This window comes from Burkholderia sp. MSMB1498 (genome assembly GCF_001526245.1).
In the GTDB taxonomy this organism is placed as follows: Bacteria; Pseudomonadota; Gammaproteobacteria; order Burkholderiales; family Burkholderiaceae; genus Burkholderia; species Burkholderia savannae.
This window is the reverse complement of record NZ_LOYJ01000016.1, coordinates 52476-63005: the sequence shown is the minus strand read 5'-3', so window position 1 is coordinate 63005 and position 10530 is coordinate 52476. Positions and strand designations below refer to the sequence as shown.

Below are 10530 nucleotides of genomic sequence, written 5' to 3'. Positions count from 1 at the left end.
CGTCCCGTGCGCCGAACGCGATGCGCGACCGTGTCGCCGTGCCTGGCCCTCGCCCCAGCCCTAGCCCTCGCCCTCGCCGTAGCCCTCGTCCTCGCCCGACGACGAGAAATCGAAGTCGACGCAGAACACCTTCAGCGTCGTTTCGAGATGGATCGCGACGGCAGCCGTGTAGCAGTCGCGGCCGTCCGTCAGCGAGAAGTGCGGCCCCATCAGCGCGACGCGTCCGGGCACCGCGATCGCGCGCTGGAAGTACGCGCGCCGCGACCAGTTGCTGTGCAAGTCCGGCAGCAGCGGCGCGAGCCGGCGCGTCGTCGCGTCCGGCGCATCCGGCGTCTCGGCCGTGACGGACGGCTCGATCTGCTCGCCGTTCGCCTCCACGATGAACACGCGCCGCACGATCGAATTCGTGAGCAGCCGCTGCGCGGTGCCGCGCAAATTGCGGGTCTGCGTATAGTCGGCGGCGCCTGTGAGCACGATCCGCTCGATCGTGTCGAAGCCGGGGTGCACGGCGTCGCTGCGCCGCTCCTTCGCGCGCTCGGCGAAACGCTTCCACGCGGCCTCGATGCGCGCCGGCGCGTCGCTGCGCGCGCGCTCGATCGACTGATCCGGCTGGCCGAAGCAGAAGCCCTGGACGAAATCGACGTCGGCGTCCATCAGGATCTGCAGCGCGTCTTCGTTCTCGACGCCTTCCGCGAGCACCATCGTGCCCGCATGGTGCAGCATCGTGACGAGATGATGGACGATCCGGTGCGCGTCGCTTGCCGCGAGCGATCGCTCGAGAATCGAGCGGTCGAGCTTCACGATGTCGGGCTTCATTTGCCAGATGCGATCGAAGTTCGAGAAGCCGGTGCCGAAATCGTCGATCGCGATCAGGAAGTCGCCGTGCTGGATCATGTCGAGCGTGCAGGCGAGCGCGGCCTCGTTGCGCGACGGCTGCTCGATCACCTCGAGCACCACGCGCGTCGGCGGCAGCTTGAAGTGCGCGCAGAGCGCCTCGATGAATTCGCGCGGCGCGACGCCGGCGTCGAACATCTGCGGCAGCACGTTCAGGAACAGCCAGCACGTGCCCGTATCCTGCGCGGCGAAGTTCGCGGCATGCAGGCAACGTGTCATCCGGTCGAGCAGCATCGTCTCGCCGCGCGCCTGCGCGCGCGCGAACAGCGTGTCGGGCGAGATCGGCGCGCCGTTCGCGTCGGTCGCGCGCACGAGCGCCTCGTAGCCGACGACGCGCTTGTGCGTGATCGAAATCACCGGCTGAAAGGCGCTTGCAAGGGCGACATCGTGATATTGCGCGCACCAGCCATCGTCGCAGCGGGCGAGCTGCGAGAGCAGGCTTTCGAGTGAGAGCCCCTGCGTTTTCGGCATGTTGTCAGCTTCGCCGCTATGAGCGGAAAACGGCGCGCATCGCGCGGCGGACGTGCGCGCGAGCGCTGGGGAAGGCCACGCGGCGAAAGACGATACGCGTCATTTCTGCTGTCCGGCGGGGAATTGAATCGAGTGTAACGAATGTCGGTGGGTCTTGCGCATCGGGGATACGCTTAACCCGGCGTCGCAATGTCGCGTCGCGGGCCGGGCGAGCGCCGGCTCGCGGCGGCCGACGAGGCGCGCGCACGAAGCGGCGGCGAGCCGGCGGAGGCCGGCGGGGCGGGGGATTCCGACATCCGTGCGGCGTCGCCGGAACGAGGGTATTCGCGGATTTTCCGTGGCGACGGGCGAGGCTGCGCGCCGATCGAGGCGAATCCGACTCACCAGTCGGTTCAGACGGGCGACGCCGGACGCACGTCGGCCGCGCACTGCGGATCGGGCCGCGCGCCGTCGGCCGGCGGACAAACGGTTGCGCGTGCGCCGCGGGTCGGCGCATTCACTGCTTGCAGCGCGCGTTTGCTACCGGTGCCGGGCTGCAGCGCCCGATCATTCGCTTGTCGGGCGAACCATGGCGTCTGAAACATGAGGGATCGTCGCGCGCGGACGACATCCGCGACTCGCCGGCCGTCCGGCCCGCCGCACGCGCTGTGTCGCGTTGCACGCCCGGCCGTACCGCCGTACCGCCGTACCGCCGCAACGGCGCAACGGCGCAACGGCGCAACGGCGCAACGCCGGCCGGCGTTGCCGCGCGGCATCCGACTTTCGTTCGACTGTCAGGCCACGCCGTTTCGTCGAACCTGAACGCCGGGAACCTGCTCGATCACGCCGATCGCGAGCGCAGCGCCGAGTAGCGTGCTCGACCGGCCTTCAAGTTTCGCGAACGACCTCCGCGCCATCCACTGACGACGCGGCACGCCACCCCGTTTCGTCGAGCCTGAACGCCGGGAACGCTCTCGATCACGCCGATCGCGAGCGCAGCGCCGAGTAGCGTGCTCGACCGGCCTTCAAGTTTCGCGAACGACCTCCGCGCCATCCACTGACGACGCGGCACGCCACGCCGTTTCGTCGAACCTGAACGCCGGGAACCTGCTCGATCACGCCGATCGCGAGCGCAGCGCCGAGTAGCGTGCTCGACCGGCCTTCAAGTTTCGCGAACGACCTCCGCGCCATCCACTGACGACGCGGCACGCCACCCCGTTTCGTCGAACCTGAACGCCGGGAACCCGCTCGATCACGCCGATCGCGAGCACAGCGCCGAGCAGCGTGCTCGACCGGTCTTCGAGCTTCGCGAACGACCTCCGCGCCATCCGCCGACGACGCGACGCGACGCGATGCGGCGTGCCGCCCGGTTCCCGCACGACCGTCAGGCCGCCTCGTTCCGCCGAGTCCGAACGCCGGGAATCCGCTTGATCACACCAGTCGCGAGCGCGGTGCCGAGCAGCACGATCGCGCAGCCTTCGAGCATCGCGAGCGACACGTGTTCGCCGAGGAAGAGCGCGCCCCACAGAATGCCGAACACCGGGATCACGAACGTGACGGTGATCGCGCGGGCCGGCCCGATGTGCGCGATCAGGTAGAAGAAGATGAAGTACGCGATGCCCGTGCACGCGATGCCGAGCGCGAGCACCGATCCCCACGCGTGCGCGGAGACGGGCGCGGCGGGCCACGTCGCGAGCGCGAACGGCAGAAGCAGGATCGTCGCGCCGATCATGCTGCCCGTCGCGTTGACGAGCGGATCGACGCCCGTGAGCTTGCGCTTCGTGAAGTTCGCGGCGATTCCGTACAGCAACGTCGCGCCGAGCGCGGCGGCGGCGGCGAGCGCGGCCGTCGCGGGCGAGCCCGGATTCGCGCCGTGCGGCGAGAACACCTGATCCCAGACGAGCGTCAGCACGCCCGCGAAGCCGACTACGAGGCCGAGCGCGCGCGGCAGCGACAGCGAATCCTTGAGCCACAGATACGCGACGAGCGCGCCCCAGAGCGGCGTCGTCGCGTTGATGACCGACGTCACGCCCGCCGACAGCGTCAGCTCGGCGAACGCGAACAGGCAGAACGGTGCGGCGGAGTTGAGCAGCCCGACGACGAAGAGCGGCCATGCGTGCTTGCGCAGCAGCGTGGCCAGCTCGCGCGGCGAATGGCGCGCGAGCATCAGCGCGACGAGAAAGAGCGCGCCGATGCCGACGCGCAGCGCCATCAGCGGCGCGACGCCGAATTCGGTGACGCCGACGCGAATGAAGAGGAACGACGCGCCCCAGAGCGCGGCGAGGACGATCAGCAGGAAGGCGTTCTTGAGGTTCATCGAGGATCGGGCACTTGGCTGTCGACGGAGGGCTGGCCAAGCATCTTACACCGCGCTGTTACGCGATGTTTCAGGCTGAGATGAAACAGCAAGATTCGAGAACGAACGCCCGGGCCGCGCATCGACGACGTGCGGCGGATGCGAAAGCGGGGCCGTCGCGCCGCGCGCGGGAAGTTCGCGCGCGGCGCGGGGTCAGTGGCGGTGCCAGCCGCGGCCGCCGCCCCAGTAGCCGAAGTTCAGCGACAGGGACGGCGCTGGATAGTAGTACGACGGATACGCGGGCGCGACGTACACGGGCGCGGTTTCCACCGGCGCCGCGTAATAGCCGCCCGCCGGGTAGTAGCCGTACGGGTAATAGCAGCCGGCGAGCGCGACGCTCGCGAGCGCGGCGGCGACAAGTGTCTTGTTCATGATGGTTCCGCAGTCGTGCGTGCGGGGCAGGATTCGATGCTTGCGAGCTTAGACCGCTCTCGTGTGAAACGCTGTGTGAAACGGTAACGGATCATTTCCGCCGCGGGCGCGGCGCGGGCGTCGCGTGCATCGCCATGCTCGCGACGCTATGCGGCGCGACCGGGCAACGAGCGGGCAACGAGCGGGCAACGAGCGGGCAACGAGCGGGCAACGAGCGGGCAACGACCGGGTAAAACGGCCGGGTGAAACGGTTGCGTGAACCGGCTGCGCGAAACGGCCGGACGGTGCGCGCCGCGACGAAGGCGGCGCACGCCGTCCGCATTCAAGGGCGCGGCCCGTCTGCACGGTGCGCCCGATTCGCGGGCTTACTTGCCGACTTGGCTGCCGATCAGGCCGCCCGCGGCCGCGCCGCCGATCGTCGACAGGGCGTTGCCGCCGATCGCCGCGCCGGCGCCGCCGCCGATGCCCGCGCCGATTGCTGCGTTACGTTGCTGATGGGTCATCGTGTCGCAAGCCGACAGACTGGCGGCTGCCGCGATGAGCATTGCGCATACCCCAATACGCCGAATCGATTTCATTGTTCATTCCTCGGATGAAAGAGACGCGTGGGCACGCATGCTTCGATGCAGCCCACATTCAAAATCTACGCGGGCGGTCCGTTATGCGCTGTAAGGACTTGTTAGAGCGCCGCGGCTTTCGTAATCAATTGTTTCGTCCCCCGAAGCGCCGTTGCGCGGACGCAAAAAAGCCCGCGCGAGGCGGGCTTTCGGGGCGCGGCGGAGCGTACGCCGGCATTACTGCCGGTGATAGATCTCCGAGCCGCTCTTCACGAACTCGACGGCCTTCACTTCCATGCCTTTCTTCAGCGCGTCGTTTTCCGACATGCCCTGCTGCGCGGCGAACTCGCGCACGTCCTGCGTGATCTTCATCGAGCAGAAGTGCGGGCCGCACATCGAGCAGAAGTGCGCGACCTTCGCCGAATCCTTCGGCAGCGTTTCGTCGTGGAATTCGCGCGCCTTGTCCGGATCGAGACCGATGTTGAACTGGTCTTCCCAGCGGAACTCGAAGCGCGCCTTCGACAGCGCGTTGTCGCGCACCTGCGCGCCCGGGTGGCCTTTCGCGAGGTCGGCCGCGTGCGCGGCGAGCTTGTACGTGATGATGCCTTCCTTCACGTCGTCCTTGTTCGGCAGGCCGAGGTGCTCCTTCGGCGTCACGTAGCACAGCATCGCGGTGCCGAACCAGCCGATCATCGCCGCGCCGATGCCCGACGTGATGTGGTCGTAGCCCGGCGCGATGTCGGTGGTGAGCGGCCCGAGCGTGTAGAACGGCGCTTCCTTGCACCAGTCGAGCTGCAGATCCATGTTTTCCTTGATCAGCTGCATCGGCACGTGGCCGGGGCCTTCGATCATCACCTGCACGTCGTGCTTCCACGCGATCTGCGTGAGCTCGCCGAGCGTCTTCAGCTCGCCGAGCTGCGCTTCGTCGTTCGCATCGTAGATCGAGCCGGGGCGCAGGCCGTCGCCGAGCGAGAAGCTCACGTCGTACGCCTTCATGATTTCGCAGATCTCTTCGAAATGCTCGTACAGGAAGCTTTCCTTGTGATGCGCGAGGCACCACTTCGCCATGATCGATCCGCCGCGCGACACGATGCCCGTCATCCGGTTCGCGGTGAGCGGCACGTACTGCAGGCGCACGCCCGCGTGGATCGTGAAGTAGTCGACGCCTTGCTCGGCCTGCTCGATCAGCGTGTCGCGGAAGATTTCCCAGGTCAGGTCCTCGGCCTTGCCGTTGACCTTTTCGAGCGCCTGGTAGATCGGCACCGTGCCGATCGGCACCGGGCTGTTGCGGATGATCCACTCGCGCGTTTCATGGATGTGCTTGCCGGTCGACAGGTCCATCACCGTGTCGCCGCCCCAGCGGATCGCCCACGTCATCTTGTCGACTTCCTCGCCGATCGACGACGTGACGGCCGAGTTGCCGATGTTCGCGTTGATCTTCACGAGGAAGTTGCGGCCGATGATCATCGGCTCGGTTTCCGGGTGATTGATGTTCGCGGGGATGATCGCGCGGCCGCGCGCGACTTCGTCGCGCACGAACTCCGGCGTGATCTGCGCAAGCGCGCTCGCGCCGAAGGCCGCGGCGCCGAACGCCTGGCCCGCGTGCTGGCGGCCCATCATCGCGGCGAGCTTCGCGCCGTTCGGGCCGCTCGCCTTCAGGCTTTCGAGATACTCGGCGCGGCGCTGGTTCTCGCGGATCGCGATGAATTCCATCTCGGGCGTGATGATGCCCTGACGCGCATAGTGCATCTGCGTGACGTTCTTGCCCGCCTTCGCGCGGCGCGGATGGCGGTGCAGGTCGGGGAAGCGCAGCTCGGCCGTCGCCGCATCGGCCGCGCGCTCGCGGCCGTACTCGCTCGTGAGGCCCTCGAGCGTCTCGGTGTCGCCGCGCGCGTCGATCCAGCGCTGGCGCAGCGCGGGCAGGCCGGCGCGGATGTCGATTTTCGCGTCGGGGTCCGTGTACGGGCCCGACGTGTCGTACACGTAGATCGGCGGATTCCGTTCGCCGCCGAAGCTCGTCGGCGTGTCCGACTGCGTGATCTCGCGCATCGGCACGCGAATGTCGGGCTGCGAGCCCGTCACGTAGATCTTGCGCGAGTTCGGCAGCGGGGCGACGGCGGCGGCGTCGACGCGGGCGTCGGCCGACAGGAATTTGGGATTGGCGTTCATGCGATCTCCTGTGTCGACTCGAGCTGGCGCTTGAGCGCTGACTCGGGTCCCATGCAAAGCGGGTGTGGGGCGCTAAGCAGGAGACGAGATTCGCGACGCGACGGGATTCTGACGTGGAACGGCGGCGAAACCCGGACGCTTCCCTGCGCTGGCATTACCCAGATCAGGTTCAAAGGGTATTTCTCACCCGCGCCGCACGATCGCTTGACCGAGCGCAATGCAGGACCCCCGCGTTAGCAAGCGCAGAAGATACACCGGGTCGGCCGAGGTTTCAACAGGGGACAGATTGGTTGCGCGCGAATGCGCGGTCGGGCGCGCATGCTGCGGCGCGGCGCGGCGGGTGCGGATCGGGTCGTCGCGCAGGCATCCGGGCCGCGCGGGCGCCGCTTCTTGGGGCGCGGGGCCCCGGTCGGCGTGCGCGGCGGCGCGATGGTGCGCCGCGCGAGCGCCCGTCGCCCGCGCAAGCGCCGGTGCCGAAAAAAAATTTTGCGGCCGTTGTCATATTCGCCGTCGCATCCCGACTATTCGGCTCCTCAATCAATAACGATGGAGCTATCCCATGAAAAGGAATCTGTTTGCTTTCGCCTGTGTCGCCGGTCTCGCGCTCGCCGCGCCGCTCGCCCATGCGCAGAACGACGCGATGTCGAAAGATGCGATGTCGAAGGATGCGATGTCGAAGGGCGAGATGTCGAAGGGCGCGATGTCGAAGGACGAGATGGGCATGAAGAAGCAAGATCACATGGCGAAGGGCGGCATGAAGAAGGGCCACACGCCGAAGGACGCGATGAAAAAGCCGATGTCGTCCGACAAGATGAGCCCGATGTCGAACTGAGCGGCGTCGTCGAACGCGCGCTTGAACGCGCGATCCGGCTCGGCCCGCCCGCCCGCTCGCTCGCCGTGCGGGCGGCCCGTGTTTCGCGGCGCGGTGCGTCGCGCGATGCCGGATCGCGTCGCGCAGTTCGCGTCGCGCATGCCGGCGCGCATGCCGGCGCGCGCGGCGCACCGCGCCCGCGCTCCGGCGCCGAACGATGAGCTTTCCCATGTCGAATTCATTTTCCGTTTCGATGCGCGCCGTTGCGGCGGCGCTCGCGCTTGCCGCCGCAGGCATCGCGCAGGCGGCCGCGGGCGGCGCCTGCGTCGCCCGCAGCCCCGACGGCCGGCAGGCGCTCGTCGAGCTTTATACGAGCGAGGGCTGCAGCAGCTGCCCGAGCGCCGACGACTGGCTCGCGCGGCTTGCCCCGCATCGCGCCGCGCTGCGGGTCGTGCCGCTCGCGCTGCACGTCGATTACTGGGACGGCCTCGGCTGGACCGACCGCTTCGCGCAGCATCGCTTCACCGAACGGCAGCACGCGCTCGCATCGCGCGGCGGCGGCCGCTTCGTCTATACGCCGGAAGTCGCGGTCGCGGGCCGCGAGCTGCGCGACTGGCGCGATGCGAGCGCGTTCGAGCGGCGCGTCGTCGCGACGGCGGGCGAGCCCGCGCGCGTCGGCATCGCGCTGTCCGCCGCGCGGCGCGCGGACGCCCTCGACGTCGAGCTGTCCGTGACGCCGCGCGCCGGCGCGCCGCGCGCGCTCGACGCGTATCTCGCGCTGTACGAGAACGGCATCGAATCGCCGGTGCGCGCGGGCGAGAACCGCGGCGCGACGCTGCGCCACGAGCGCGTCGTGCGGCAGTGGATCGGGCCGCTCTCATTCGGGCCGCTCGCGTCGACGGCCGGCGCGGTCGCGCCGCTCGACGTGCGGCGCACGCTGCCGCTGCCCGCGAACCTGCGCGCGCAGGACGCCGCGCGCTACGGCGTCGCCGCGTTCGTCGAGGATCACGCGACGGGCGACGTGCTGCAGGCGCTCGATCTGCCGCTGTGCGGGTGAGCGACGTGCGCGCGCCATCGACCAACGAAGGAGGGCATCGCCAATGAACGCAATAACGACGAAGGGCGCGAAGGGCGCGAAGGGCGCGTGGACCAGGGCCGCGACCGGCGCGCGGGCGGACGCGGGGGCGGGTGAGTCGACCGGCGCGTCGACGAGCGCGGCGGCTGACGCGGAGGTGCGCGCGAAGGTGCGTGCGAAGGTGCGCGCGGTGGCCGGCGCAACCGGCGACGCGAAGGCCGATGCAACGCCCGGCGCAATGACCGATGCCGCGGCCCCCGCGATGGCCCGCGGAGCGGCCGGCGCAATGCCACACGCCATGCACCACGCGCCGCCCCGCGCGGCGAACCCGGCACCGACGGACGCGCAAGCGACGGACGCGGCAACGTCCGCTTCCCGCCCGCGCCGCCCGATTCATCCGCTGTGGGTGCGCGCGAGCCACTGGCTCAACGCGATCGCGGCCGTGACGTTGGCGCTGTCGGGCTGGCGGATCTACGACGCGTCGCCGATCTACGCGGGCTTCACGTTCCCGCGCGGCGCGACGCTCGGCGGCTGGCTCGGCGGCGCGCTGCAATGGCACTTCGCCGCGATGTGGCTGCTGTTCTTCAACGGCGTGTTCTATCTGACGATGAGCGCGGCGACCGGGCGCTTCAAGCGCAAGTTCCTGCCGCTCAGCGCGACGGGCGTCGCGCGCGATCTGCGCGATGCGCTGCGCGGCCGGCTGTCGCACGACGATCTGTCCGTCTACAACGCGGTCCAGCGCGCGGCGTACGTCGCGGCGATCGCCGATCTCGTGCTGCTCGTGCTGTCCGGGCTCGTGATCTGGAAATCGGTGCAGTTTCCGCTGCTGCGCGAGCTGCTCGGCGGCTACGACAACGCCCGCGTCGTGCACTTCTGGGCGATGGCGTTTCTCGTCGCGTTCTTCGTCGTGCACGTCGCGATGGCGGCGCTCGTTCCGCGCTCGCTCGTCGCGATGCTGCGCGGACACTAAAAGGAGTCACTCATCATGTCCGAAAGCGACAGGAAAAAGCCGGCGGGCGACCTTGCGCGGATCGATCGCGCGTCGCTCTTGATCGACGTGCGCAAGGAGCTCGCGCTGCCGTCGCGGCGCCTCTTCGGCAAGCGCGTGCTGACGCTCGGCGGCCTCGCGATGCTCACGGGCTGCACGCTGCGCGACGACGCGTCGGTCGACGATTTTCTCGAGAAGGTGTCGCGCGCGAACGATCGCGTGCAGGCGTGGCTGTTCGGCCCGACGCGGCTCGCGCCGACGTACGCCGAAGCCGACATCACGCGCCCGTTCCCGTTCAACGCGTTCTACGGCATCGACGACGTGCCGCGCGTCAGCGCCGACGATTTTCGGCTCGCCGTGTCGGGGCTCGTCACGGGCAAGCGCAGCTGGACGCTGCCGGAGCTGTACGCGCTGCCGCACGCGGAGCAGATCACGCGGCACATCTGCGTCGAGGGCTGGAGCGCGATCGGGCGCTGGGGCGGCACGCCGTTTCGCGAATTCCTGCGCCGCGCCGGCGCGGACACGACCGCGAAATACGTCGGCTTCAAATGCGCGGACGATTATTACGAGAGCATCGACATGCCGACCGCATTGCATCCGCAAACGCTGCTGACGTTCGAATACGACGGCAAGCGCCTGCCGCCCGAATACGGTTTTCCGATGAAGCTGCGCATGCCGACCAAGCTCGGCTACAAGAATCCGAAGCACATCATGGAGATATTCGTCACCAATACGTATCCGGGCGGATATTGGGTCGACCAGGGCTACAACTGGTTCGGCGGGTCGTGACGCGCTCGGGCGACGCCGCGCGGGCGGGGCGATGCGTGGCGCTCGTCCGCGCGCGGCTCGCGCCGCTCG

Annotated in this window: 10 protein-coding genes and 1 riboswitch; of the genes, 5 read left to right on the top strand and 5 right to left on the bottom strand. The window is 68.8% G+C overall.

All coding sequences use genetic code 11. From position 1 onward, the window contains the following. Nucleotides 1–60: 60 nt before the first annotated feature. Nucleotides 61–1365: a sensor domain-containing phosphodiesterase gene (locus tag WS91_RS03755; protein WP_059575322.1), complete on the bottom strand. Its 1305-nt coding sequence runs from the start codon at nt 1363–1365 to the stop codon at nt 61–63. Between the two features lie 503 nt (nt 1366–1868). Here WS91_RS03755 and WS91_RS03750 point away from each other — a divergent pair. Then, a complete protein-coding gene (locus WS91_RS03750) occupies nt 1869–2216 on the top strand; it encodes a hypothetical protein (protein WP_059669762.1) in 348 nt (115 codons plus the stop codon). 512 nt (nt 2217–2728) lie between these two features. Here the strand turns inward: WS91_RS03750 and WS91_RS03745 are convergent. From WS91_RS03745 to thiC, 4 genes are all read right to left on the bottom strand, one after another. Then, nucleotides 2729–3661 carry a DMT family transporter gene (locus WS91_RS03745; RefSeq protein ID WP_059575328.1) on the bottom strand — a complete coding sequence of 311 codons (933 nt, stop codon included), beginning with the start codon at nt 3659–3661 and terminating at the stop codon, nt 2729–2731. Nucleotides 3662–3853: 192 nt separating this feature from the next. Then, nucleotides 3854–4072 carry a hypothetical protein gene (locus WS91_RS03740; RefSeq protein ID WP_059575330.1) on the bottom strand — a complete coding sequence of 73 codons (219 nt, stop codon included), beginning with the start codon at nt 4070–4072 and terminating at the stop codon, nt 3854–3856. A 365-nt stretch (nt 4073–4437) separates the two neighbouring features. Next, entirely contained in the window at nt 4438–4650 is a 213-nt protein-coding gene (locus tag WS91_RS03735; RefSeq protein WP_059669761.1) for a hypothetical protein, read from the bottom strand. Between the two features lie 216 nt (nt 4651–4866). After that, the gene (thiC, locus tag WS91_RS03730; protein ID WP_038744790.1) at nt 4867–6798 is read right to left on the bottom strand and encodes a phosphomethylpyrimidine synthase ThiC; all 1932 of its coding nucleotides are present in this window, start codon (nt 6796–6798) and stop codon (nt 4867–4869) included. Between the two features lie 122 nt (nt 6799–6920). Continuing rightward, a riboswitch (TPP riboswitch) is annotated at nt 6921–7038 on the bottom strand. A 319-nt stretch (nt 7039–7357) separates the two neighbouring features. Here thiC and WS91_RS03725 point away from each other — a divergent pair. The 4 genes from WS91_RS03725 to WS91_RS03710 all read left to right on the top strand — a co-directional run bounded on the left by WS91_RS03725 (nt 7358) and on the right by WS91_RS03710 (nt 10461). Next, nucleotides 7358–7630: a pentapeptide MXKDX repeat protein gene (locus tag WS91_RS03725; RefSeq protein WP_038744791.1), complete on the top strand. Its 273-nt coding sequence runs from the start codon at nt 7358–7360 to the stop codon at nt 7628–7630. A 196-nt stretch (nt 7631–7826) separates the two neighbouring features. After that, nucleotides 7827–8666 (top strand): DUF1223 domain-containing protein, encoded by an 840-nt coding sequence (locus WS91_RS03720; RefSeq protein WP_038744837.1) that lies wholly within the window; start codon nt 7827–7829, stop codon nt 8664–8666. 43 nt (nt 8667–8709) lie between these two features. After that, nucleotides 8710–9654 carry a cytochrome b/b6 domain-containing protein gene (locus WS91_RS03715; protein ID WP_059669760.1) on the top strand — a complete coding sequence of 315 codons (945 nt, stop codon included), beginning with the start codon at nt 8710–8712 and terminating at the stop codon, nt 9652–9654. A gap of 15 nt (nt 9655–9669) precedes the next feature. After that, nucleotides 9670–10461: a molybdopterin-dependent oxidoreductase gene (locus WS91_RS03710; RefSeq protein ID WP_038744793.1), complete on the top strand. Its 792-nt coding sequence runs from the start codon at nt 9670–9672 to the stop codon at nt 10459–10461. Nucleotides 10462–10530 lie beyond the last annotated feature (69 nt).

Bases quoted from the DNA above. Each gene is read 5' to 3' on its own strand.
- WS91_RS03755 (WP_059575322.1), bottom strand. From the start codon at position 1,365: ATGCCGAAAACGCAGGGGCTCTCACTCGAAAGCCTGCTCTCGCAGCTC.
- WS91_RS03745 (WP_059575328.1), bottom strand. From the start codon at position 3,661: ATGAACCTCAAGAACGCCTTCCTGCTGATCGTCCTCGCCGCGCTCTGG.
- WS91_RS03740 (WP_059575330.1), bottom strand. From the start codon at position 4,072: ATGAACAAGACACTTGTCGCCGCCGCGCTCGCGAGCGTCGCGCTCGCC.
- WS91_RS03735 (WP_059669761.1), bottom strand. From the start codon at position 4,650: ATGAAATCGATTCGGCGTATTGGGGTATGCGCAATGCTCATCGCGGCA.
- thiC (WP_038744790.1), bottom strand. From the start codon at position 6,798: ATGAACGCCAATCCCAAATTCCTGTCGGCCGACGCCCGCGTCGACGCC.
- WS91_RS03725 (WP_038744791.1), top strand. From the start codon at position 7,358: ATGAAAAGGAATCTGTTTGCTTTCGCCTGTGTCGCCGGTCTCGCGCTC.
- WS91_RS03720 (WP_038744837.1), top strand. From the start codon at position 7,827: ATGAGCTTTCCCATGTCGAATTCATTTTCCGTTTCGATGCGCGCCGTT.
- WS91_RS03715 (WP_059669760.1), top strand. From the start codon at position 8,710: ATGAACGCAATAACGACGAAGGGCGCGAAGGGCGCGAAGGGCGCGTGG.
- WS91_RS03710 (WP_038744793.1), top strand. From the start codon at position 9,670: ATGTCCGAAAGCGACAGGAAAAAGCCGGCGGGCGACCTTGCGCGGATC.